This window comes from Kluyvera huaxiensis, from assembly GCF_040149365.1.
GTDB classification, from domain to species: Bacteria; Pseudomonadota; Gammaproteobacteria; order Enterobacterales; family Enterobacteriaceae; genus Kluyvera; species Kluyvera intermedia_A.
The window spans coordinates 417,898-441,495 of record NZ_JBEFLV010000001.1 but is presented as its reverse complement, the minus strand read 5'-3'; the positions used below and the strand labels follow the sequence as shown (position 1 = coordinate 441,495).

General features: G+C 53.8%; 27 protein-coding genes. 15 read left to right on the top strand and 12 right to left on the bottom strand.

Annotation, left to right across the window (positions count from 1 at the left end; translation table 11 throughout):
* Positions 1 to 16: 16 nt before the first annotated feature.
* Positions 17 to 250, bottom strand: a complete 234-nt coding sequence (locus ABOC97_RS02135) for a hypothetical protein (RefSeq protein ID WP_349593464.1) — start codon at positions 248 to 250, stop codon at positions 17 to 19.
* 148 nt (positions 251 to 398) lie between these two features.
* On the opposite strand from ABOC97_RS02135, the gene ABOC97_RS24020 reads away from it, so the two are divergent.
* The 9 genes from ABOC97_RS24020 (at position 399) to ldtE (ending at position 8,412) form a co-directional block, all read left to right on the top strand.
* On the top strand, positions 399 to 575 hold the full coding sequence (locus tag ABOC97_RS24020) for a YnfU family zinc-binding protein (protein WP_459253812.1): 177 nt from the start codon (positions 399 to 401) through the stop codon (positions 573 to 575).
* Between the two features lie 67 nt (positions 576 to 642).
* The gene (locus tag ABOC97_RS02130; RefSeq protein ID WP_349593462.1) at positions 643 to 915 is read left to right on the top strand and encodes a hypothetical protein; all 273 of its coding nucleotides are present in this window, start codon (positions 643 to 645) and stop codon (positions 913 to 915) included.
* An 870-nt stretch (positions 916 to 1,785) separates the two neighbouring features.
* Positions 1,786 to 2,154, top strand: coding sequence for a Fe-S cluster assembly scaffold SufA (sufA, locus tag ABOC97_RS02125; RefSeq protein WP_349593459.1), 369 nt, complete (start codon positions 1,786 to 1,788; stop codon positions 2,152 to 2,154).
* A gap of 10 nt (positions 2,155 to 2,164) precedes the next feature.
* Positions 2,165 to 3,652 (top strand): Fe-S cluster assembly protein SufB, encoded by a 1,488-nt coding sequence (gene sufB / locus ABOC97_RS02120; protein ID WP_349593457.1) that lies wholly within the window; start codon positions 2,165 to 2,167, stop codon positions 3,650 to 3,652.
* Positions 3,653 to 3,669: 17 nt separating this feature from the next.
* On the top strand, positions 3,670 to 4,416 hold the full coding sequence (gene sufC / locus ABOC97_RS02115; protein WP_349593454.1) for a Fe-S cluster assembly ATPase SufC: 747 nt from the start codon (positions 3,670 to 3,672) through the stop codon (positions 4,414 to 4,416).
* Positions 4,391 to 5,665, top strand: coding sequence for a Fe-S cluster assembly protein SufD (gene sufD, locus ABOC97_RS02110; RefSeq protein WP_349593451.1), 1,275 nt, complete (start codon positions 4,391 to 4,393; stop codon positions 5,663 to 5,665). Before sufC ends, sufD begins: the two co-directional genes overlap by 26 nt.
* Positions 5,662 to 6,882: a cysteine desulfurase SufS gene (gene sufS, locus ABOC97_RS02105; RefSeq protein WP_349593449.1), complete on the top strand. Its 1,221-nt coding sequence runs from the start codon at positions 5,662 to 5,664 to the stop codon at positions 6,880 to 6,882. The genes sufD and sufS overlap by 4 nt, the downstream gene beginning before the upstream one ends.
* Before the next feature lie 13 nt (positions 6,883 to 6,895).
* Positions 6,896 to 7,312: a cysteine desulfuration protein SufE gene (gene sufE, locus ABOC97_RS02100; RefSeq protein ID WP_349593447.1), complete on the top strand. Its 417-nt coding sequence runs from the start codon at positions 6,896 to 6,898 to the stop codon at positions 7,310 to 7,312.
* A 113-nt stretch (positions 7,313 to 7,425) separates the two neighbouring features.
* Positions 7,426 to 8,412, top strand: a complete 987-nt coding sequence (gene ldtE / locus ABOC97_RS02095) for a L,D-transpeptidase LdtE (protein ID WP_349593445.1) — start codon at positions 7,426 to 7,428, stop codon at positions 8,410 to 8,412.
* 63 nt (positions 8,413 to 8,475) lie between these two features.
* Here the strand turns inward: ldtE and ABOC97_RS02090 are convergent, their stop codons facing one another.
* The 3 genes from ABOC97_RS02090 to ynhH form a co-directional block, all read right to left on the bottom strand.
* Positions 8,476 to 8,712 carry a major outer membrane lipoprotein gene (locus tag ABOC97_RS02090; RefSeq protein WP_006118977.1) on the bottom strand — a complete coding sequence of 79 codons (237 nt, stop codon included), beginning with the start codon at positions 8,710 to 8,712 and terminating at the stop codon, positions 8,476 to 8,478.
* Between the two features lie 310 nt (positions 8,713 to 9,022).
* Positions 9,023 to 10,435, bottom strand: a complete 1,413-nt coding sequence (gene pykF, locus ABOC97_RS02085; RefSeq protein WP_349593442.1) for a pyruvate kinase PykF — start codon at positions 10,433 to 10,435, stop codon at positions 9,023 to 9,025.
* A 7-nt stretch (positions 10,436 to 10,442) separates the two neighbouring features.
* A complete protein-coding gene (gene ynhH / locus ABOC97_RS24015) occupies positions 10,443 to 10,649 on the bottom strand; it encodes a protein YnhH (protein ID WP_459253817.1) in 207 nt (68 codons plus the stop codon).
* Positions 10,650 to 10,901: 252 nt separating this feature from the next.
* Here ynhH and fumD point away from each other — a divergent pair, with 252 nt between their 5' ends.
* Positions 10,902 to 11,114 carry a fumarate hydratase FumD gene (gene fumD, locus ABOC97_RS02080; protein ID WP_234502245.1) on the top strand — a complete coding sequence of 71 codons (213 nt, stop codon included), beginning with the start codon at positions 10,902 to 10,904 and terminating at the stop codon, positions 11,112 to 11,114.
* Between the two features lie 23 nt (positions 11,115 to 11,137).
* Here the strand turns inward: fumD and ABOC97_RS02075 are convergent, their stop codons facing one another.
* Positions 11,138 to 11,776, bottom strand: coding sequence for a TetR family transcriptional regulator (locus ABOC97_RS02075; RefSeq protein WP_349593440.1), 639 nt, complete (start codon positions 11,774 to 11,776; stop codon positions 11,138 to 11,140).
* A gap of 132 nt (positions 11,777 to 11,908) precedes the next feature.
* Between ABOC97_RS02075 and ABOC97_RS02070 the strand changes: the two genes are divergently transcribed.
* From ABOC97_RS02070 to ABOC97_RS02055, 4 genes are all read left to right on the top strand, one after another.
* The gene (locus ABOC97_RS02070) at positions 11,909 to 13,759 is read left to right on the top strand and encodes a bifunctional sugar phosphate isomerase/epimerase/4-hydroxyphenylpyruvate dioxygenase family protein (RefSeq protein ID WP_349593437.1); all 1,851 of its coding nucleotides are present in this window, start codon (positions 11,909 to 11,911) and stop codon (positions 13,757 to 13,759) included.
* Between the two features lie 91 nt (positions 13,760 to 13,850).
* Entirely contained in the window at positions 13,851 to 15,200 is a 1,350-nt protein-coding gene (locus ABOC97_RS02065; protein ID WP_349593436.1) for an MFS transporter, read from the top strand.
* On the top strand, positions 15,190 to 16,026 hold the full coding sequence (locus tag ABOC97_RS02060) for a shikimate dehydrogenase family protein (RefSeq protein WP_349593434.1): 837 nt from the start codon (positions 15,190 to 15,192) through the stop codon (positions 16,024 to 16,026). Before ABOC97_RS02065 ends, ABOC97_RS02060 begins: the two co-directional genes overlap by 11 nt.
* 67 nt (positions 16,027 to 16,093) lie before the next feature.
* Positions 16,094 to 16,828, top strand: a complete 735-nt coding sequence (locus ABOC97_RS02055) for a substrate-binding domain-containing protein (protein WP_349593431.1) — start codon at positions 16,094 to 16,096, stop codon at positions 16,826 to 16,828.
* Here ABOC97_RS02055 and ABOC97_RS02050 read toward each other — a convergent pair.
* From ABOC97_RS02050 to ABOC97_RS02035, 4 genes are all read right to left on the bottom strand, one after another.
* Positions 16,818 to 17,567, bottom strand: coding sequence for an ABC transporter ATP-binding protein (locus ABOC97_RS02050; protein ID WP_349593428.1), 750 nt, complete (start codon positions 17,565 to 17,567; stop codon positions 16,818 to 16,820). The genes ABOC97_RS02055 and ABOC97_RS02050 overlap by 11 nt on opposite strands.
* The gene (locus ABOC97_RS02045; RefSeq protein WP_349593426.1) at positions 17,564 to 18,571 is read right to left on the bottom strand and encodes a FecCD family ABC transporter permease; all 1,008 of its coding nucleotides are present in this window, start codon (positions 18,569 to 18,571) and stop codon (positions 17,564 to 17,566) included. Before ABOC97_RS02045 ends, ABOC97_RS02050 begins: the two co-directional genes overlap by 4 nt.
* On the bottom strand, positions 18,558 to 19,625 hold the full coding sequence (locus ABOC97_RS02040) for an ABC transporter substrate-binding protein (protein ID WP_459253811.1): 1,068 nt from the start codon (positions 19,623 to 19,625) through the stop codon (positions 18,558 to 18,560). Before ABOC97_RS02040 ends, ABOC97_RS02045 begins: the two co-directional genes overlap by 14 nt.
* A 190-nt stretch (positions 19,626 to 19,815) precedes the next feature.
* Entirely contained in the window at positions 19,816 to 19,923 is a 108-nt protein-coding gene (locus ABOC97_RS02035) for a type I toxin-antitoxin system toxin Ldr family protein (RefSeq protein ID WP_349593424.1), read from the bottom strand.
* A gap of 428 nt (positions 19,924 to 20,351) precedes the next feature.
* Between ABOC97_RS02035 and ABOC97_RS02030 the strand changes: the two genes are divergently transcribed.
* On the top strand, positions 20,352 to 21,257 hold the full coding sequence (locus ABOC97_RS02030) for an alpha/beta hydrolase (protein WP_349593422.1): 906 nt from the start codon (positions 20,352 to 20,354) through the stop codon (positions 21,255 to 21,257).
* A gap of 12 nt (positions 21,258 to 21,269) precedes the next feature.
* On the opposite strand, the gene ABOC97_RS02025 is transcribed toward ABOC97_RS02030, so the two are convergent.
* The 3 genes from ABOC97_RS02025 to ABOC97_RS02015 all read right to left on the bottom strand — a co-directional run bounded on the left by ABOC97_RS02025 (position 21,270) and on the right by ABOC97_RS02015 (position 23,495).
* Positions 21,270 to 21,563, bottom strand: coding sequence for a putative quinol monooxygenase (locus tag ABOC97_RS02025; RefSeq protein WP_349593419.1), 294 nt, complete (start codon positions 21,561 to 21,563; stop codon positions 21,270 to 21,272).
* A 1-nt stretch (position 21,564) separates the two neighbouring features.
* The gene (locus ABOC97_RS02020; protein WP_349593416.1) at positions 21,565 to 22,572 is read right to left on the bottom strand and encodes a zinc-binding alcohol dehydrogenase family protein; all 1,008 of its coding nucleotides are present in this window, start codon (positions 22,570 to 22,572) and stop codon (positions 21,565 to 21,567) included.
* 110 nt (positions 22,573 to 22,682) lie between these two features.
* A complete protein-coding gene (locus tag ABOC97_RS02015; RefSeq protein ID WP_349593413.1) occupies positions 22,683 to 23,495 on the bottom strand; it encodes a DNA-binding transcriptional regulator in 813 nt (270 codons plus the stop codon).
* Positions 23,496 to 23,598: the final 103 nt, after the last annotated feature.

Sequence of the window (23,598 nt, the reverse complement as noted above, 5' to 3'; positions counted from 1 at the left end):
CAGGAATTAATGCGCATTAACGTCTGCCGTTAATGCGCTGATTGTCTCTGAGAACATCAATTGCGGTTTTCATCGCAACCTTATCATCTCTTCTTTTTTGTTTTTCCTGCATAACTTGCAAGTACTCAAGCAGTGTTCGGGTGTTAATCGGTCTACCTTGTTTTCCAACGGCAAGCACAGCTTCACCGAGGATAAGTTTAACTGGTGGCAACTGTGCTGGGTACCAATCGAGGGTGTCTTCTGATTTCATTATAAATTTCTCACGGAAGGGTATTATACCATAAATGACTCACGCTTCCCTTTGTATTATGCGAATGTTTTATAAATGAAATATATTGGCAGTGATTTAGTGAGTAAAGGCGTATAGTAAATGGAATCATCCTTCGGGGAATTAATTTATGACTTACTCAAATGGACTAAGGCACTTTAAGGAAAGACCGGTTAATGTGACTTGCCCCGCATGTTCCTGCAAGGCAAATCAGAAGGCCGGAAAAATGCGAAAAGATGCAGTTCTTGAATGTCCTAGCTGCGGGCTATTATTCAGGCCATCAGAATGTCGGTGCATAGGTGGATGAGGTCCGCATTGCTATGGCCTATAAATCATAAGCATAAGTTCATGTGACGTATGTAGAGGTAATGATTATGAAAGCCAAGAAAGCTGTTTTTATTGAAGGGGTTATAATTGAAAATTGTCTTTTCGGAGAAAGACAACAAAGTTTTTGTATCCATCGGGTAAAGTTTGGTGATGATAAATTTGCGATTGTCCGGGCAGCATCAGGACTATGCTTCGAACCAGGGAGTATTATTGTAAGGAATGAGAGTGAGTGGTCTTATAATCATGTCAAAGTGCGTCTTTTGGGTTTTGAATACCTTGAGGAAAAGGAGTCCATTAGACGATTCCATGAATATTATTGAAGTGTGTGATATGTTGACTGGTCTTTAATGTTGCACTAATGGATGTTTATATTTAATTTGGAAGGGTGATGCTGTGTGATTTTTAATATGAGTGTGGTAGTGTTTTTCTGTTCATTCAATTTGTAGGGCCTGTGTGGCGATAACTCCTCAAATGATAAAACATAGATAACCCTCTAAAACAAGTGGCTTTAATGCTGGTATGATTCTAAGGTTGGGTAACACCATAATTATATAAGTTATGAAACTGTAAAACAAAATTCACCTAAAATCTAATAACTGAATTTTGAATAGAGTGGTATCTGAAATCAGGTTCGTTACTGCTAATGAAGTAGTAGCGACGAGTTAATGATACTGTGCTTACTGGTGCAATGTTCAACCCCGATATTAAATGGAAGATAAATCCCAGGACAAGAATAAGAACAGTAGGGTGATGATCTGAAAATGGCCAGGTTGTGGCGTTCTTTTGGGGGCGTAATGGGGGCAAATCAGCATTCAGGGGTGTTGTTTGGGGCAGCAAAATGTCCGCATATGTCCATGTGTGTCCATACAGTGTTTAGGCTAACTCTTTGATTATCCTCTAACCCCTTGATTCACTGAACACGCCAAAATCAATTAAATAAATAGGCATTGGCTATGCATCTTTATCTTCCTCGCTGAACATACCTATCACTCCTAACAAATCCATTATTTTTCAAAGCATTGTAAAAATACATCTATCTCATTCGCCGCTGAGCGCAGGGTCTATGCTTATAAAAAGGCCCCATTGCACGGACGGGCGTGGAATAACCCCACCCGACGCGGGTTGAAGTGATAATCATTATCACTAACATAGCGTTATCCTTTTTGAGGCTTCACTGATGAGGTAGACCTATGGATTTGCATTCAGGAACCTTCGATCCTAACGACGTAACCTGGCGCGGTGTAACGCTGACGCCTGCCGCCGCCGCGCATATTCGAACACTGGCTGAGCAGCCGTCGGGGATTCAGGGCGTGCGGCTCGGGGTGAAACAAACCGGCTGCGCGGGGTTTGGTTATGTGCTCGACGCGGTAAGTGAACCGGATAAAGACGATCTGCTGTTTGAATTCGACGGCGCGAAGCTGTGGGTCCCTTTACGCGCCATGCCGTTTCTTGACGGCACCGAAGTGGATTACGTGCGCGAAGGCTTGAATCAGCTGTTTAAATATCATAACCCGAAGGCGCAGAACGAATGCGGCTGCGGCGAAAGCTTCGGGGTATAGGCGGTACATAATGACGCGTAATACTGACGCAATTGACGATGTCCAGACCTGGGCCGGTGGCCCGCTGAACTATAAAGAAGGGTTCTTTACCCATCTGCAAACTGACGAACTGGCAACTGGTATTAACGAAGGGGTGGTGCGGGCGATCTCTGCGCGCCGCAATGAACCGGAGTGGATGCTGGAGTTCCGCCTGAAGGCTTATCATGCCTGGCTGGAGATGGAAGAGCCACATTGGCTAAAAGCGCACTACACCGGGTTAAATTATCAGGACTACAGCTATTATTCAGCACCTTCGTGCGGCAACTGCGACGATAGCTGCGCCTCGGAGCCCGGTGCGCAACAGCAGCCGGGCGCCAGTAATTTTTTGACCGACGAAGTTGAAGCCGCCTTTAATCAGCTAGGCGTACCGGTACGTGAAGGCAAAGAGGTGGCGGTTGACGCCATTTTTGATTCCGTTTCGGTGGCGACGACTTATCGAGAGAAACTGGCTGAGCATGGGGTCATTTTTTGTTCCTTTGGTGAAGCGATTCATGACCACGCCGAGCTGGTGAAACGCTATCTCGGTACGGTAGTGCCGGAAAACGACAATTTCTTTGCCGCGCTAAATGCAGCGGTGGCTTCTGACGGTACCTTCATCTATATCCCGAAAGGCGTGCGTTGCCCGATGGAACTGTCGACCTATTTTCGCATTAACGCGGAAAAGACCGGCCAGTTCGAACGCACGATTCTGATTGCCGATGAGGGGAGCTACGTCAGCTATATCGAAGGCTGTTCGGCACCGGTACGCGACAGCTACCAGCTGCACGCCGCGGTAGTCGAAGTCATCATCCATAAAGACGCGGAAGTGAAATACTCGACCGTACAAAACTGGTTCCCCGGCGACAACAATAACGGCGGGATCCTTAACTTCGTGACCAAACGCGCGCTGTGTGAAGGCGAAAACAGCAAGATGTCATGGACCCAGTCGGAAACCGGCTCGGCGATCACCTGGAAATACCCGAGCTGCATTCTGCGCGGTGATAACTCCGTCGGCGAGTTTTTCTCGGTAGCGTTAACCAGCGGGCATCAGCAGGCGGATACCGGTACCAAAATGATCCATATCGGTAAAAACACCAAATCGACCATTATCTCGAAAGGGATCTCTGCCGGACACAGCCAGAACAGCTACCGCGGCTTAGTGAAAATCATGCCAACCGCCACCAACGCGCGTAACTACACCCAGTGCGACTCAATGCTCATCGGCCCGGACTGCGGCGCGCATACGTTCCCTTACGTGGAATGTCGCAATAACAGCGCGCAGCTGGAGCATGAGGCGACCACCTCGCGCATTGGCGAAGATCAGCTGTTTTACTGCCTGCAGCGCGGGATTAGTGAAGATGATGCTATCTCGATGATCGTGAATGGCTTTTGTAAGGATGTTTTCTCGGAACTGCCGCTGGAGTTCGCCGTGGAAGCGCAAAAACTGCTGGCTATCAGCCTTGAACACAGCGTCGGTTAAGTATTAAGGGAAACGATATGTTGAGTATCAAAGATTTACAGGTCTCGGTTGATGATAAAGCAATCCTCCGTGGGGTGAGCCTGAACGTGCGCCCGGGCGAAGTTCACGCCATCATGGGGCCGAACGGCTCGGGGAAAAGCACGCTCTCAGCCACGCTTGCTGGGCGTGAAGATTATACCGTGACAGGCGGCGAAGTGACTTTCAAAGGTCAAGACCTGCTGGCGATGTCGCCGGAAGAACGTGCCGGGGAAGGCATTTTTATGGCGTTTCAGTATCCGGTGGAAATTCCTGGCGTCAGCAATCAGTTTTTCCTGCAAACCGCGCTCAACGCGGTGCGCGCGCATCGCGGACAGGAACCGCTGGATCGCTTTGATTTTCAGGATCTGATGGAAGAGAAAATCGATCTGCTGAAAATGCCGGCGGATCTCCTGACGCGCTCGGTGAACGTCGGCTTCTCCGGCGGTGAGAAAAAGCGCAACGATATTTTACAGATGGCGGTGCTGGAGCCGTCGCTGTGTATCCTGGATGAAACGGACTCCGGGCTGGATATCGATGCCTTGAAAATTGTCTCCGAAGGGGTGAACTCCCTGCGCGACGGTAAACGCGCTTTTATTATCGTCACGCACTATCAGCGGATCCTTGACTATATCAAGCCGGATGTCGTCCACGTGCTGTATCAAGGGCGTATCGTGAAATCCGGGGACTTCACGCTGGTGAAACAACTGGAGGAGCAGGGCTATGGCTGGCTTAGCGAACAGCAGTAGCGCGCTGCAACAATGGCATGCGCTGTTTCAGGCGCGCGGTGGCCAAACGTCACCGCAGGCGCAGGAACATCTCAAACAGGTAAAACTGCTGGGGTTACCGTCGCGCAAAGACGAAGACTGGAAATACACCTCATTAGATAAACTGTTGACCAGCACATTCGTGGCGCCCGCATTGCCTGCGCTGACGGCCGCCGACCGTGATGCCCACGCGCTGGCGCTGGATGCCTGGCGGCTGGTGTTTGTCGACGGACAGTTCGATGCGCGACTGAGCGATGACCTTACGGACAGCGGCTATGAGGTGACGGTGAATAACCAGCGGCAATCGCTGCCGGAAGCCGTGCATGGCGAAATTTTCCTGCATCTGACCGAAAGTCTGGCGACTAGCGTGACGCATATTAGGGTACGCCGTCACCAGCATCCGGCGAAACCGCTGCTGCTGCTGCATATCACGCGTGGTCTGGCGAGCGACGAGATGAACACCGCACATTATCGCCACCACATACAAATCGACAGCGGGGCGCAGGCCACGGTGATTGAGCAGTACGTCAGCCTGAACGAAACGCGCCACTTTACGGGTTCTCGTTTGACCGTCGAGGTCGCCGATAATGCCCAGCTTCAGCACCTCAAGCTGGGGTTTGAAAACGCCCAGAGCTACCATTTTGCCCATAACGATCTGCGCTTAGGGCGTGATGCCTCGGCGTTCAGCCACTGTTTCCTGTTAGGGGCGGCGGTCACTCGTCACCACACCAGCACGCAGCTGAACGGCGAAAACAGCACGCTACGGGTCAACAGCCTGTCGATGCCGGTCAACACTGAAGTGTGCGACACCCGTACCTGGCTTGAGCACAATAAAGGCTACTGTAATAGCCGCCAGCTGCATAAAACCATCGTCAGTGACAAAGGTCGCGCCGTGTTTAACGGGGTGATTACCGTGGCGCCGAATGCGATTAAAACCGACGGGCAGATGACCAATAACAACCTGCTATTGGGGCGTTTGGCGGAAGTGGATACCAAGCCACAGCTAGAGATTTATGCTGACGATGTGAAGTGCAGCCACGGGGCGACCGTCGGTCGCATCGATGATGAACAACTCTTTTATCTGCGCTCGCGCGGGGTGGCGCTGGAGGAAGCGAAAAAGATAATCCTCTACGCGTTTGCCGCCGGGCTCACGGACGCTATCCCCCTCGAACCGCTAAAACAGTATGTACTGGCGCGGATTGGGCAGCGTCTGTCTGGAGGTAAGCAATGACCTTTTCCGTACAGCAGGTGCGAAGCGATTTTCCGGTACTGGCGCGTGAAGTGAACGGCCAGCCGCTGGCCTACCTTGATTCTGCCGCCAGCGCGCAAAAACCGGAGCAGGTGATCCACGCGGAAGCCGCCTTTTATCGCCACGGCTACGCTGCGGTTCATCGCGGGATCCATACGCTCAGCGCAGAAGCGACGCAACGGATGGAGGAGGTGCGCCAGAAGGTAGCTCATTTCCTCAATGCAGCTAGCGCTGAGGAGATTGTCTTCGTACGTGGAACCACTGAAGCGATTAATCTGGTGGCCAACAGTTGGGGGACCCGCAACGTCGAAGCGGGCGATAACATCGTCATCACGGAGATGGAGCATCACGCTAATATTGTCCCGTGGCAGATGCTTTGCACGCGAAACGGTGCCGAACTGAGGGTGATCCCGTTAAACGCCGATGGCACCTTGCAGCTGGAAGCTGCCGCGAAGCTGTTTGATGAACGCACGCGTCTGCTGGCGGTGACGCAGGTATCGAACGTGCTGGGTACCGAAAATCCGCTGACGGAGCTGATTACGCTGGCCCATCAGTATGGTGCTAAGGTGCTGGTGGACGGGGCGCAGGCGGTCATGCATCACCCGGTTGACGTGCAGGCTCTCGACTGCGACTTTTACGCGTTCTCCGGCCATAAGCTGTACGGGCCGACGGGGATTGGCGCGCTGTACGTGAAAGCGGATATTCTCCAGGCGATGCCACCGTGGGAAGGCGGCGGCTCAATGATTGCGACCGTCAGCCTGACGGAGGGCACCACCTGGGCAAAAGCGCCGTGGCGATTTGAGGCCGGCACACCGAATACCGGGGGGATTATTGGCCTCGGGGCAGCTCTGGACTACGTGAGTAGGTTAGGGCTGACGGCCATCGGCGAGTATGAACAGACGCTGATGCGCTATGCGCTGGATGCGCTCGCCAACGTTCCCGATCTGCATCTGTACGGCCCGGCTAATCGGCTGGGGGTGATTGCGTTTAACCTCGGCAAACACCATGCCTACGACGTGGGGAGTTTCCTCGATAACTACGGTATTGCCGTCCGCACGGGGCATCATTGCGCGATGCCGCTAATGGCATTTTATCAGGTTCCCGCCATGTGCCGGGCATCATTGGCAATGTACAACACCGTAGAGGAAGTCGACAGGCTCGTGGCCGGGCTACAGCGCATTCGACGTTTACTGGGATAACAGGGAGCCAACGATGGCGGCTTTACCAGACAGAGACAAACTTTTGCGCAACTTTAATCGTTGCGCCAACTGGGAAGAGAAATATCTCTATATCATTGAGTTAGGACAACGACTGTCGCCGCTCGGCCCGGAACAGCATATGGCGGAAAACAGCATTCAGGGTTGTCAAAGCCAGGTGTGGATCGCAATAGGGCGTGACGCACAGGGGCGAATCACGCTGCAGGGTGATAGCGATGCCGCAATCGTTAAAGGATTGATTGCCATTGTGTTTATCCTTTACGATGGTATGACCGCCGCAGATGCGCAGACCTTTGATGTACGTCCATGGTTTGAGCAGATGGCGCTGGCACAGCACCTGACGCCGTCGCGTTCTCAGGGGCTGGAGGCGATGATCCGCGCAATTCGCACGCGCGCGGCGAGTTTTAGCTAATATAGAAAAGACAGCTTCGATTCTGTTATGAAGAAAGGCGGGCGGGTTGCCCGCCCCACTGGTCGTTCAGCTTTCTGGCATGTTGTCAGTGAATATGAATAAGGAATCCAGATATGAAGCGCGCGTCTCTTTTAACACTCAGCATTTTAAGCGCCCTCAGCGCGATTTCCAGCGCCTGGGCCGTCGACTACCCGTTACCCCCTGCCAACAGCCGTTTAATCGGCCAGAACCAAACCTACACCGTTCAGGAGGGGGATAAGAACCTACAGGCTATCGCCCGACGCTTTGATACCGCGGCGATGTTAATCCTCGAAGCGAATAATACCATTGCGCCGGTTCCTAGAGCGGGCACCGTGGTGACAATTCCCTCGCAGATGCTGCTACCGGATGTGCCGCGTGAAGGGATCGTGGTAAACCTTGCCGAACTGCGTTTGTATTACTTCCCGCCGGGAGAACAGCAGGTACAGGTTTATCCTATTGGGATTGGTTTGCAGGGGCTGGAAACGCCGGAAATGACTACCCGGATTGGACAGAAAATCCCGAATCCGACGTGGACGCCTACGGCGGGCATCCGCAAGCGTTCTCTCGAGCGCGGTATTACGCTGCCGGCGGTCATACCGGCAGGGCCGGGTAATCCGCTGGGGCTCTTTGCGTTGCGGTTAGCGTACGGTAACGGTGAATACTTGATTCACGGTACCAATGCGCCGGACAGCGTTGGCCTGCGCGTCAGTTCCGGTTGTATTCGTATGAATGCGCCGGACATCAAATCGCTATTCGCCCAAGTCCGTAGCGGTACAACGGTCAGGATAATTAACGAACCGTTGAAATATTCAGTAGAGCCAAACGGTGCCCGTTATCTGGAAGTACACCGTCCGCTGTCGCAGGATGCTGCACAGGACACGCAAACCATGAAGATGACGTTATCCGCTGCCTTTAAGCAGTTCGTTGAGCAGGCGAGCGTAGGGGAGGCCCAGGTGAAGCAAATTCTGTCGCGTCGGGCGGGGTATCCGATTCTGATGGCTGATTCGAAGGCTACGACGACGGCACCGGTGCTGTCGGCACAAAACGGTGAGCTGTCTACAGGGAAGGTTACGCAGTAGGAAAGGGGAACTGGAGGCAAAAAAAATGGCGCACAATGTGCGCCATTTTTATTACCAGAACTCTTACTTACGGTAAGAGTGAGCCTGGTTGTCCAGACGCTGGTTAGCGCGTGCTGCGTCGTCTTTAGCAGCCTGAACGTCGGAACGCACTGCGTTCACGTCGTTGCTCAGCTGGTCAACTTTAGCGTTCAGAGTCTGAACGTCAGAAGACAGCTGATCGATTTTAGCATTGCTGGAGCAACCTGCCAGCAGAGTAGAACCCAGGATTACCGCGCCCAGTACCAGTTTAGTACGATTCATTATAAATACCCTCTAGATTGAGTTAATCTCCATGTAGCGCTACAAGTATTACACAAACTTTTTTATATTGAGAATATTTTTTTATCCCTTTTCCCTTATTTTTGATCGTTCGCTCAAAGAAGCATCGACTTTCAGGGTTTGCAGAGAAAAAGTCTGTGAAAACAGGTAACTTCCATCGGATTCATCTTAGATAGTTACAGTTTAAATAGTGAAATCCGATTTGATTTTTATTGAGCAGCATTATCTGGATGTATAAAAAAAGCGCCCGATGGGCGCTTTTTTAAGCAAACTATAACAAGTATGTGAATTATTACAGTACGTGCACGGAAGCAGTATTGGTGGTGCCGCTTGGTACCAGTGCACCAGAAACCATCACCACAACGTCACCTTTCTGCGCCAGACCGCTTTCTACAGCGACTTCTTTACCCATACGGTAGAAATCATCGGTAGAGCTGATTTCTTTGACAACCTGCGCAACAACGCCTTTGCTCAGCACCAGCTGGCGAGCGGTAGTTTCGTTGGTGGTCAGCGCCAGGATGGTGGCATCCGGGAAGTATTTACGGATAGCACGAGCAGATTTACCGCCCTGGGTCGCAACAACGATCAGCGGTGCGTCCAGTTTTTCTGCAGTTTCAACCGCGCCACGGCAAACGGCTTCGGTGATACGCAGTTTACGGCTGTCGTTGTTGAAGTCCAGACGGCTGGTCATTACGCGGTCGGTACGTTCGCAGATGGTAGCCATGATGGTCACAGCTTCCAGCGGGTATTTACCTTTAGCGGATTCACCGGACAGCATGACTGCATCGGTACCGTCGAGGATGGCGTTCGCTACGTCGCCAGCTTCAGCGCGGGTAGGACGTGGGTTTTTGATCATGGAATCCAGCATCTGGGTCGCAGTGATAACCACTTTGCGCGCACGGATACATTTTTCGATGATCATTTTCTGAGCGAAGATAACTTCTTCAACCGGGATTTCAACGCCCATGTCACCACGAGCAACCATGATACCGTCAGATGCTTCGAGGATTTCGTCGAAGTTGTTCAGGCCTTCCTGGTTTTCGATCTTGGAGATGATCTGAATGTTTTCGCCGCCGTTAGCTTTCAGGTGCTCACGGATCTCGATAACGTCAGAACGTTTACGGATAAAGGAAGCTGCAACGAAGTCAACGCCTTGCTCACAACCGAAGATCAGATCCTGTTTGTCTTTCTCAGCCAGCGCTGGCAGAGCAATAGAAACGCCCGGCAGGTTAACGCCTTTGTTTTCGCCCAGGTCGCCGTTGTTCAGCACTTTACAGATAACTTTGTTACCTTCGATAGCGGTAACTTCCATGCCGATCAGACCATCGTCAACCAGAACGGTGTTGCCCACGGTCAGGTCGGTGGTGAAGCCTTCATAGGTTACAGCAACGATTTCGTTGTTACCCACAACGGATTTGTCGGTGGTGAAAGTGAAGGTCTGGCCAGCTTTCAGGGAAACGTCGTTACCGCCTTCCAGCTTAATAGTGCGGATTTCTGGGCCTTTGGTATCCAGCAGGATAGCGGCTTTCTTGCCGGTTTTGCTCAGCACGTTGCGCAGGTTTTTGATGCGCTGGCCGTGTTCAGCATAATCGCCGTGGGAGAAGTTCAGACGCATAACGTTCATGCCAGCATCAAGCATTTTGCCTAACATTTCTTCGGATTCAGTTTTTGGTCCGATGGTGCAAACAATTTTGGTCTTTTTCATGACAGTCTTAGTCTTTAAGTTGAGATTGAGAAGGATTGGGATTTTGAATTCTCGCTCCATGCGCGCACTGCCACGGAGTCAAACCGGTGTTACGAAAATTGCTATGCCACGACATAAGGATAGGTGACATAAAAAAAGCGTGCAGAGGAAAGTGTGCTAGTGGTTCAGCATAGTGAAATAGGCGATGTTTTAATCGTTTATTAATGCAGTCCAATGAGCTGAAACCATTCAAGAAAGAAACGCCGCAGATTATACGATGTAATGGACGAAAAGGAAAATAAAAACGCCGTTTCAAAAATAAAATAGAACAATTAACATAATAAAAACGATTTGTTGGCGAAAATGTAACAGGCAATTGCGCAACGCTGGAATCAACGTTGTCTCGCCGGTAAGACGTTGATTTGCTTTATTAACGAAACAAACCAATAATAAATTGATTCTTAATGGAAATTAGCGAGCGTAAATGATGGGAAATCTGACGAAAGACGACGTTTTGTACCAGGAGATGTGTCGCGTGGTGGGAAAAGTGGTGCTGGAAATGCGCGATTTAGGCCAGGAACCCAAGCATATTGTGATTGCCGGAGTGGTCCGTACTGCGCTGGCGAATACTAAAGTCCAGCGCCCGGAACTCACGCGCGAAGCGATGCAAAGAGTGGTGACTGCGCTGTCCGGGCAGTGATAACCCGCGGTAAGATAGAATAATCAGGCGATGACGAAGCGCAGAATTGCTTTCACGGCCAGTTCGCAATGGTGAGTGATGAGTGCTTCATCATCGATGTCCGGAAGCGGACCATCCAGATAGAGGCTATTAAAACTATAAAAGTTAGAAACCTGATAAAAGCTGAAGCTGCTAATTAAGCGGTGAACGTCCCGAGCTTCCAGCGCGGGCTGAAATATCCCTTGCTCCTGACCGCGATGCAGTATGTGCTCGAGCAGCGACAGGGCGCTCTTATTTAAGTGTTTCAAATCCCCGGACGCCAGCAACCACTTTCCGCGCTGCATGTTCTCCATACAGATAATCCGCATAAAATCGGCGTGTTCGGCATGATAACGCACGCTCCACTTCACCAGTTGCACCAGCGCTTCAACCGGTGGCTGATTCTCCAGCCCTAATTGCTGCTCCGTTTCACGGATTCGCGAATACACATATTGCAGTACCGTCTGGTACAGCTGTTCCTTGGTTTTAAAGTAGTAAACCACCATGCGTTTGGTGGTCTGAGCTTCCCCTGCTATCTGTTCCATTCTGGCGCCTGCCAGCCCGTGCTCGGCAAAAATAGCGATCGCTGCGGCGAAAATACGGGTTTTGAGCGATTGCGCTTCATCGTGATCAACGGCCGACATAACAACTCCTGTTAATTTTCCAATGGAACAAAAAATACACATAACGATCACGATTTAGCAACCTAATCTGGCATCATTGAACCAAATGATTCATATTCGAGACAACTGTTACCGCGTAAGCCAGGTGAAACTATGTTGCGTTCGATTGCTACCGTGTCTATTTCTGGAACCCTGCCTGAAAAACTGAGCGCAATAGCCGCTGCAGGTTATCAGGGGGTTGAGATCTTCGAAAATGATTTGCTCTATTATACCGGTACGCCAGAGGATGTCCGTAAGCTGGCTGACGATCTGGGGCTAAAAATCACCTTGTTTCAGCCATTTCGTGATTTTGAAGGCGCGAGCCGCACGCAGTTTGCCGCCAACCTGGCGCGCGCAAAGCGCAAATTTGCCCTGATGCATGAACTGGGCTGTGACACGATGCTGCTGTGTAGCAACGTGCAGGCCGATTGTTCCGCCGACTTTGATTTGCAGGTGGCCGATCTGCGCGCGCTGGCGACGCTGGCCGAGCAGGAGAATATCAAGATTGGCTATGAAGCGCTGGCGTGGGGAACGCAGGTTAACCACTGGTATCAGGCATGGGAGCGGGTGAAAGCGGTCGACAGCCCGGCAATGGGCATTGTGCTCGACAGCTTCCATATCCTGGCGCTGGGCGACGATTTGCGCCGCCTGCATGAAGTGCCAATGGATAAAATCACCTTCCTGCAGCTTGCCGATGCGCCGCTGATGAAAATGGACGTGCTCGAATGGAGCCGACATTTCCGCTGCTTCCCGGGGCAAGGCGAACTGCCGCTGGTGGAATTTACCCGTGAATTGACGCGCCTTGGCTATCGTGGTCCGTGGTCGCTGGAAATCTTTAACGACGGTTTTCGGGCTTCACCCAACGGTGCGACGGCGAAAGATGGCTATCGCTCACTACAGTGGCTGGAGGAACAAACGCGGCGATCGCTGGGACAAACCGACGCCGATCTGTTTGAGACAGCGTCGCTCCCAACGTTTAACGGCACCGAGTTTATTGAATTTGCCGCAAGCCCCGCAGAAGCGAAAAAACTCAGCACCATGCTTGAAGGTATGGGATTTAGCCTGGCGGGAATGCACCGTTCAAAACAGGTTGCGCTGTGGTGCAACGGTGGCGCACGGGTAGTCATCAACTATCAGCCCCACAGTTGGGCCGATCATTTCTATCAGCGTCACGGCGTTTCGCTTTGTGCGATGGCGCTGCGGGTTAGCGAAAGCGCGCCGATTATCGCCCGTGCCAAAGCTTACGGCTACGCCACCTGGCAAGGTGATGCGGGGCCAAATGAGAGCGCTATTCCGGCGGTGTGCGCCCCGGACGGTAGCCTGGTGTATCTGGTGGACGAAAGTCAGGACATCTACGCGCAAGATTTTAACCTGACAGCCACGACAAACGAGGGACCGCTGCTGGGGATTGACCATCTGGCTTTAGGGATGGAAGCCGACAGCCGTGACAACTGGATGATGTTTTGCCGCTCGGTGTTGGGCTTCACCCTCGAACATGAACAGACTATGCCCGATCCACACGGTCTGGTGCGCAGCCTGGCGGTACAAAGCCCGCAGGGCAATATTCGGCTGGCGTTGAATATCTCGCAAAGCCGGGCAACGCAAATTGCTCGTTCGGTAGCCTGCTATCAGGGCGCAGGATTACAGCACGCGGCCTTTGCCTGCCACGATCTCCCCGCATTGCTGGAGAACCAACCGCTAGCGCCATCGCTCTCGCTGCCGGTACCCGCCAACTACTACGAAGATTTGCTGGCGCGCTTTGGTGCGCCGGTGCAGGTGGAACTCCTGCAGCGTCAACAGATTCTCTATGATCGGGACAGTACGGGCGGGGAGTTCCTGCATCGCTACACCTGGCCATTTAGCGAAGGGCGTTTCTTCTTTGAATTAACCGAAAGACGTCACGGCTACGCGCAGTACGGCGCGGTCAACGCGGCGGTGAGACTTTCGGCGATGCAGTACCGATAAATGATAAAATGTACCAGTCGGTACGTAAGTGCCGCTGGGCAGACCATAACAAGAAACATTCATCTGCACCCGACAACGACAGGTAAACACTATGACTTCACTCGGCCAAAATCGCGTGGCTTCCGCTGAGGCGGTTAACGCAGTTCCTCGCTCCCGGCGGCGTATCGGCATTCTTGCGCTGCTCGCCGTCGGCACCATGATCAACTATCTCGATCGCACCGTACTGGGCATCGCGGCTCCTCAACTCACTCAGGAGTTGGGGATTGGTGCGGCGGTGATGGGGATTGTCTTCTCCGCCTTTGCCTGGACCTACGCGCTGGCGCAAATCCCCGGCGGCATCTTCCTCGACCGATTCGGTAATAAAGTGACCTATTTTCTGGCGCTGAGCTTCTGGTCGCTGTTTACGCTGTTCCACGGTTTCGCCGTGGGTCTGAAATCCTTGCTGCTGTGCCGTTTTGGTCTGGGTGTCAGCGAAGCACCGTGTTTTCCGGTCAACAGCCGGGTGGTGAGCGCCTGGTTCCCGCAGCATGAGCGTGCCAAGGCCACGGCGGTTTATACCGTCGGTGAATACCTCGGGTTGGCCTGTTTCGCGCCGCTGCTGTTCTGGATTATGGACGGCTTTGGCTGGCGGATGCTGTTTATCACCGTCGGTGTGGCTGGCATTTTGTTTGCATTGGTCTGGTGGCGTCACTACCGCGAGCCACACGAAGATAAGTATTTAAGCGAGCAGGAGCGCGACTACATTACCGCGGGCGATGGCATGAGCACCGGTGCAGAGCAGCGTAAAGTGTTTAGCTGGCCGCTGGTGCGTCAGTTGCTGAGTAAACGCCAGATAATCGGTGCCAGTATTGGCCAGTTTGCCGGTAATACCGTACTGGTTTTCTTCCTGACCTGGTTCCCAACCTATCTGGCAACCGAACGTCATATGCCGTGGTTAAAGGTTGGCTTCTTTGCCATTCTGCCGTTCCTGGCAGCGGCAGGGGGAGTGATGTTTGGCGGCTGGGTTTCCGATAAACTGCTGAAAGCCACTGGTAACGCCAATCTGGGGCGCAAGCTGCCGATTATCACAGGGCTGCTGATGGCAAGCTGCATTATCAGCGCCAACTGGTTGCACAGCGACATGGCGGTGATTCTGGTGATGTCATTTGCCTTCTTCGGCCAGGGCATGGTGGGGCTGGGCTGGACCTTGATTTCAGACATGGCGCCTAAAGGGCTGGGCGGGTTGACCGGTGGCTTGTTTAACTTTTGCGCCAATCTTGCGGGGATCCTCACACCGCTGATCATTGGTTTTATCGTCGCCGCCTTCGGCAACTTCTTCTACGCCTTAATCTATATCGGCGGCGCGGCGCTGCTGGGCGTGGTGGCATACCTGTTTATTCTGGGCGATGTCAAACGTATTGAACTGGATCTGCCGCAGCAGGAGGCGACGCATGCGAATTAGTGGCAACACGCAGTTGATTGCGCATCTGGGCTATCCGACCGCCAGCTTCAAAGCGCCGATGATTTACAACCCGTGGTTCGAAAATCAGCAGGTTGATGTCAAAGTCGTCCCGATGGGGGTTAAACCGGAAGATTACGCGGCGCTTATTCCGACGTTATTTTCGCTGACCAATATTACGGGGGCCCTCGTCACCATGCCGCATAAAGTGGCGACCTGTGCGCTGGTCGACCGGCTCAGCCCCACCGCGCAAATCGCCGGGGCCTGTAACGCTATTCGCCGGGAAAACGACGGTTCGCTCACCGGAGATATGTTTGATGGTGACGGCTTTGTGCGCGGCATCCAGCGTAAAGGTTTTCAAACCGTCGGCGCACGCGCGCTGGTGGTAGGAAGCGGGGGCGTCGGGTCTGCTATCGCCGCATCGCTCGCCGCCGCAGGCGTGAGTGCGCTGACGCTGTATGACGCGCGAGAGGCCACGGCGCGTGCATTGGCTGACCGTCTACAAACCTATTATCCGCAGCTTAAGTTGACGGTGATGTCAAACTGTCCGGCGGGTCACTCGTTGGTGGTTAACGCCACGCCGCTGGGTATGTCGCCCAGCGATCCGCTGCCGTTTGACGTTGAACGCCTCGAGCCCGGCGCGTTTGTCGGTGAAGTGGTGATGAAGCAGGAGTTTACGCCGCTGTTGCAGGCGGCGATGGCGCGCGGCTGCCCGGTACAGCGCGGGACCGATATGCTGTTCGAGATGATCCCGGCCTATCTGGATTTCTTCCACCTACCGGTAGCGACGCCGGAGCAGCTAAAAACGCTGGCGGAAATCCAGTACTAAAGCGCTGGTCAATAGCGTAATAGCCCGAGTAATATAACGCTTATTCTCGGGCTATCACGAACTTATTATGCATCCCACATTGACGCTGTTTGCGGCGGGCAGTCTGCGCCGCGCATTTATTCCTCTCCAGGCACAGTTTACCCAGCAAACTGGAATAGCGGTCGATATCAACTTTGGTCCTGCCGGTCTGCTGCGTGAACGGATTGAAAAAGGGGAAGCGTGTTCGGTGTTTGCCTCGGCGAATCGCCAGCATCCCCAGGCGCTTCACGAGGCTGGACGCGCGCAAAGCCCGCGCCTTTTTGCGCGTAATGAGCTTATCCTGACGGTGAAAAATAGCCCGCAAACTGTAGGGAAGGAGTGGCTGGAATTACTCAGCGATAGCGCGTTACGACTAGGGACGTCAACGCCGGAGTGCGATCCTTCCGGGGACTATACCTGGCAGCTGTTTGACCATATTGAAGCCAGCCATCCGGGTCTTGGCGAATCTCTCAAACGGCGGGCCATGCAGCTGGCGGGTGGGCGCGACACGCTCACGCTGCCACCGGGCGTTATCGCGAGTAGCTGGCTGCTACGTGAAGGATGGGCGGATTTATTTATCGGCTATGCGCACTACGCCACCGCGCTGGTAGGTGAAACGGATATCCGTAGCGTGTCTATTCCGGCGCCGTGGAATATCCGGTGTGAGTATTATGTGACGCAGTTGGAAGAGAGCGACGCTGCACGTCAGTTCTGCCAGTTTATGCTGGCGCAAGACGGGCAGCGCTGCCTACACGACGCTGGTTTCTTAACGGCTAACGTTTGAGTGCAAACAGCGGCGTCACGACGGCGGTGGGGTAATCCGCTAACTGGATTTTTCGCACCGCCACGCCGTAGGCTCGCCGCAGCGTCTCTTCCCGGACAATCTCTTCGGTGGTTCCCGCCAGCCATTGACCGTCTGGTAACAGCAGCAGCGTATGGCTGGCGACCTGTAGCGCATGGGTTGGATCATGGGTGGTGAACATCACCGTACGCGCCTGTGCCCGCGCAAGATCGCAGATAAGCTGCAACACCGTTTGCTGATTACCTAAATCCAGCGCCGAGCAGGGCTCATCGAGCAGAATGTTCTGGCTGGCGCTAACCAGCGCACGGGCAATCATCACCAGCTGCTGCTGTCCACCAGACAGGTTGCTGAATAACGCATCGGCTAATTCGGTGATGTTGAGCAGCGCCAGCGCCGCCAGCACCTGCCGTTCATCTTCCTCCTGCGGCTGTGAGAAGAGGGCGATGTGGCGGGCGCGGCCCATCAACACCACCTCTTTCACTCGCCAGGCAAAGGCGGCGCGAAACGACTGTGGCACGATGCCGACGCCACCCGTTACGGTGACTTCCCCGGCAAGAGCGGGCAGAACGCCGGTCAACGTATCCAGCAGCGTGCTTTTTCCGCGCCCGTTAGCCCCCAGCACCGCCCAAACCTCACCCGGCTGGCAGTGTAAATTTAACGGGGCAAACAGCGGCGCTTTATGGCCATATTCTAACTGTGACAGCGTGAGTGACGGGGTCATTTCAACATTCCTTTGCGGCTTGCGCGAACCAGCATCACGGTAAACAGCGGAGCACCAACCAGCGCGGTGATAATCCCAATGGGTATTTCGGCGGCGGTTAAGGTGCGGGCGAGATCGTCGACCAGCACCATAAAGCTGGCTCCCAGCCAAAATGCGCAGGGCAGAAGACGGCGGTGGTCGGCTCCGGCAAGCATGCGTGCCAGATGCGGGATCACTAAACCCACCCACGCAATACTGCCGCTGACCGCCACCTGCGCGGCGACCAGCAGCGCACAGCACAACAGCACGCCGCGCCGCAATGCGGTAACTTGTACACCCAGCGCGCGGGCATCTTTATCGTCCAGCGACAGCAGGTTAATGCGCCAGCGAAGTTTAAACAGCACTAGTGCCGCAACGGTCATGGGGAGCGCCAGCAGCAGGACCTTGGTCCAGTTAGCGGTAGCGAAACTGCCCAACAGCCAGAACACAATATTCGGCAACACCTCTTCGGTGTCGGCCATGTACTGCATCAGACTTACCAGCGCGGCAAAAAATCCGCTGAGGATAATCCCCGCCAGAATTAGCACCAGCGTGCTTTCTCGCTTTTGCAGCGCCGCCAGCAGATAAACCAGCGTTAATGCCAGCAGGCCGAAGAAGAAAGTGGTGCCCATCATCATCGGCATGCTGAGGCCTAGCAGGATGGCCAGCGTACCGCCAAAAGCGGAACCGGAGGTGACGCCAATGATATGCGGGTCGACGAGGGGATTTTGAAATACGCCTTGCAGCGTCGCCCCACACAGCCCCAACGCGCCACCGGCCAACAGCGCCATCAGGATCCGTGGCAGTCGAACCGACCAGACAATTTGATGCGCGATATCGGCGCTATTGTGTGGATGAGCAAGCTGGAACAGGACATCGCCAATCGATAAGCCGTATTGACCAAAGCACAGTGAAACCACGGCAATCGCCAGAGTGAGCAGCATCAGCCCACTCTGAACCGTTTTAGGGTGACTACTGATGTGCATTAGCCTGCCAGTGAGTGCGATAGAAACGGTGGTAGTAGTCCTGGGCTTCGGCATCAACATCGATATTTTTATAGCGCTCTGGATAGAGTTTTTTCGCCATCCACAGTTCACCAATCGCCAGCGCTTCCGGCATTGGGTAGCCCCAGGCTTTGGCGTATTCCGGCATTAACCACACGCGATGATTTTTTACCGCGTCGATGGCCTGCCACTGTGGGTCGGCGGTTATCTGCTTCACCACCTCCGGATAGCGATCTTGTACAAAGATAACCTGCGGATTCCATTGCAATACCTGCTCCAGAGACACCTGACGCGCACCTTTAACCGTGGCGTCGGCCACATTCATCGCGCCCGCATGCTGCATCATCAGGCCGGTATACTTACCAGAGCCGTAGGTGTTCAGGTCAGGATTCGCCATATACACCCGCATTTTTTCGCCCTGTGGAATCGCGGCGACCGGAGCATTAAATTTGGCGCGCGCCGCAAAGGTGTAATCAATCAGCTTTTTGGCTTCAGCCTGGCGATTGACGACGTCACCAATCAGCTGAATACCCTGTTTGAGTCCTTCGTTATAGGCGTGTTCTTCATCGACCATCGATGGGTTCATCTTGTTCTTTTCGCCCGCGGCGTCTTCACGCAGGGAAATAGCCACGACCGGGATCCCCGCGTTTTGAATCTGCTGAATCATCGGCTCCGGCGCATAGTTGGCGACAAACACCACCTGCGGATGCAAGGCCAGTAGGCTTTCGATATTGACCTGGGTCAGGTCGCCCGGCATCGGCATTTTTTCAATTGCGGGCATGAAGCGGGCGAACTCAGGGCCGAGCTGTTTTTTCCAGCTACTCAGTACGCCGACAATATCATCGGAGGCATTGAGTTGAACCAGCAGATTCAGCGTCTGGTGTTGCAGGACAACGACGCGGTTAACGGTATCGGGCAGAGTCACCTGGCGGCCAAGCTGGTCGGTTACGGTGCGGTCGGCGAGAGCAGGGGTGACAGCCGTCAGGCTGGCGCAGGCAAGCATGAAGCTCAAAAGGAAACGCTGTAGTGTGGACATGAGTCGCTCAGTCAGGGGTGAATAAACGATGTGTATTTGATTATATAACGAAGGTAATTGCAAACCGTCTGACCGATTTACCCCCAAATTTCCTATGTGAATAGCGGCAAAACGAAAAAGGCCGCAGAGTTGCCCCTGCGGCCCGGTTCGGGCGCATGCTGCCATTGCGGCGGTCATGACGCCCGGGTGGTTACTTCCGGCTACGCCACCAGCCCAGAATCAGACCTGTGAGCACACCGACCATGACCGGAGCGGCCAGATCGTGCCAGAACATAAACGCCCATTGCATTAGCGTCATACTGCCATCCTGATTGCAATGGCAACGGTTCGCGGCTATTCTCAACTTGTCGAAGGTCAAGTTAGCCCCCGTGATGTTGCCAGGTTTTTACCGAACAACGTGCGGGGGTTTTCTCTTTCCAGCAACAGCTGCCGCCAGGGATCAAGCCCCCGCAACATTGCGCCTCTCCCGAAAACCGAAATCGGGATTGCGGCAATCCTATAGCAGCCGATACGCTAGCGGCAATTGCTGATTACTGTTTATATATCCATGTTTTTATTTTTCGGAATTTAGCCTGATCTCCCTCGCCGGCGGGTTCGTGATGTTGCTCCTATATATTCGTTGTGAACCCTGCGCTGACTTTTGGTCACAATTCGCCACGTAACATTCATCTTTGATCCCATTTTTTCTGCTTAACTGAGCGTCTTACTACTCTTTGAGCGTGTTAAATGGATCGTCGACAGTTCCTGATGCGTTTAGCTACAGCTGCGCTGGTGACAAAATCCGCGGTTATTTTTGCCGCGTCACCGGCTAAAACACCTTTTATACTGCCATTGTGGACGAGCACTCCTCCCGGCGGTGGTGGGCCTGATGGAGAGATACGTATCAGCCCAAAGGGCGCGCAAAGCCACATCGCCATGCCGTTTCTGACCGTCCTTGAACCCGATTTGCCAAACGGCCACGCGGTGCTTATTGCCGCTGGTGGGGGGTATAAACGCATCGAAATGGCCATGGAGGCTTTGCCTGCGGCGCATTGGTTGGTTGCGCGCGGATATACGGCTTATATGCTCAGCTATCGCCTGCCGGGTGAAGGCTGGAATGATGGGAATAATGTGGCCTTGCAGGATGCGCAGCGAGCGCTACGCATCCTGCGAAGCCGTGAGAAAAGAGTGAGCATGTTGGGCTTTTCTGCCGGAGGACATCTGCTGGCAATGGCGGCGCTTCGGCCCGATTACCGCAGCTATCCGCTGGTGGACGCGTTGGACAATCAGCCAGCGTGGGCCGACAGTGCGGCGCTGATTTATCCGATTATTACGCTGGAAAAACCGTACACCCGCACTTCAACGCACAAGATGCTGGTGGGTCACCACGCAACGGATGCACAGGAGGCCGCCTGGTCGGTGCAAAACTACGTCAGGCCTCAGACTCCACCGGTGTTTCTGGTGCAGGCGGAAGATGACCCTGTTTCCAGTCCACAAAATACATTAATCATGCAAGCCGCCTGCATTCGCGAACAGGTGGCCGTCACCATGTATCGTTACCCGACCGGTGGCCACGGTTTTGCCATGGGACGGCCGGGGACGCAAACCGTTCAGTGGCCGGCCGAGTACGAAAAATGGTTACGGCGTCTGTAGATAGCGGCGGACTTACTCCGCCTCAACCGGCGTCAAATAATCCAGTCGTAAGGGTTCCGCCAGCAGGCTATCCATTTGCCCGATAAAGGTTTGAAAATGGGGCAGGGAAATGTGCTCTTCCAGTGCCGCCTGGTTGACCCAGGATTCACGCATGTAAAACGTATCGGGCTCATCACGTAGCTGGAACAGCGCGTAATCCGTATTGCCCGGCTCCTGACGAGTGGGTAACAGCAAAGCCTGCAGCGCCTGGCGAAGTTCTTGCGTTTTACCTGCTTTCGCTTTCAATACGGCAATAATCGAAATCATCTTAAAATCCCTCCAGCACGATTTTTCCAACCGCCCGGCCGGTTTCTAGCTGGGCGTGGGCTTTTTGTAAATTCTCTGCGTTGATCGCACCGTAATGTTCGCCGAGCGTGGTTTTGATGGTCTGGTTATCGATAAGCGTGGCCACTTCAGTCAACAGCTGATGCTGGGCGGCGATATCGCGGGTCTCAAACATGGAACGGGTGAACATAAATTCCCAGTGCAGCGAAATACTTTTCAGCTTCAGCGGCACCACGTCCAGGCTTTGCGGATCGTCGATCAGCGCCAGTTTTCCCTGTGGGGCAAGGGCGGCGATCAGCTGTAAATAATGACCTTCGGTATTATTCAGGCTAGCGACATGGGTGACTTCTTTGATACCAATACGCGCCAGCTCTTCGCTCAGCGGTTGATTGTGGTCGATAACATGATGCGCCCCGGCATCGCGCACCCATTTCTGACTTTGCGGGCGAGAAGCGGTACCGATCACCGTCATTTTGGTTAGTTTGCTGGCTAATTGCGTCAGGATTGATCCGACGCCGCCCGCAGCGCCAACGATGAGCAGCGTATCGCCCGCGTTGCCGTCGCGTTGTACGCCGAGACGGTCAAACAGCAGTTCCCAGGCGGTGATGGCGGTCAACGGCAGCGCTGCCGCCGAGGCGTTATCCAGCGTTTTGGGCTTCAGCGCCACGATACGTTCATCGACAAGCTGAAATTCGCTATTACTGCCAGGGCGACCTAGCGCCCCGGCGTACCAGACTTCATCGCCGGGAGCGAATAAGGTCACGGCGTCGCCAATCGCTTTTACTACGCCAACGGCGTCCCAGCCCAGTACCCTTGGGGTATCGGAGGCGAATCCGGCGCGCACTTTGGTATCGACAGGGTTGACGGAGATGGCCTTAATTTCGACCAGAATATCGTGGCCTTTCGCCTGCGGTATCGGCAGCTCTATGGCGTGAATAAACGGTATGTTGCTGCCTTCGGCGGCGGCGCGGGTAATCGCAAATGCTTTCATGGTGTCTCCGGGTAGTGTTCTGCAATACCCGGATGTTAGGAGCAAGCGTCGAGGGGAAAAATAGCCCGCTGGCGATAAGTGTTATACGAAAATCGCGAAAATAGGCTCAGTCAGATCCGCTCATAAAAGATCTCTTCTTCCTCCATGCGCTCTTCAATTTGCTGGGTGACCCGCTGTAATGCCGCCAGATGTTTCTCCGCCGCCTGCTCGATGGTCATTGCCTGGGCGATATAAACAAGATTAAGGCAGCCGATGACTCGCTGCTGGCTGCGTACCGGAACGGCAATGGAGGCGATTTTTTGCTCCAGCTGCCAGCCCTGGAAGTTGGCGCCATAGCCGTTTTGCCGGGTTCGTTCGAGGATGGCGTGGAGTTTTTCCGGTTCGCGTGCCAGCTGGTATTCCTCCTCCGGGCGACCGGCCAGCATGTCGATAATCGGCTGGCGTTCGCTGTCCGGTGAGAAGGCAAGCCAGGTCAGACCCGACGCCGTCAACAGCAGCGGCAGGCGACGGCCGACCATTGAGCGGTGAAAGGAGAGGCGGCTAAAACGGTGGGTGGTTTCGCGTACCACCATTGCATCAACGTCTAAAGTGGTTAAATCGGTGGGCCATATGACCTCGCGCAATAATTCGCCAAGTAGCGGCGTTGCGAGTGCAGAAATCCAATGTTCGTCACGAAATCCCTCGCTTAACTGCCGAACTTTGAGCGTTAAGCGGAAGCTATCGTCTGACAGGCTACGTCGTACATATCCCTCTTCCTGCAAGGTCTCCAGCAGCCGTCGCACGGTGGTGCGGTGCAGGCCGCTAAACTCCGCCAGAGTCGCGGTAGATGCGCCTCCGTCGAATTTATTTAACAAATTTAGCAACAATAATCCGCGGGTTAATCCGCGCACGGTTTTGTAATCTGTCGCGTCACTGCTTTTCATTTTACCCGCCATTTATTCATCTAAAACAATGCTGTGCACCTGGTGCACAAGCTGGCTTGTTTTGATTGTAGCGCAAATCCCCGGACATATACTGCGTCCATTA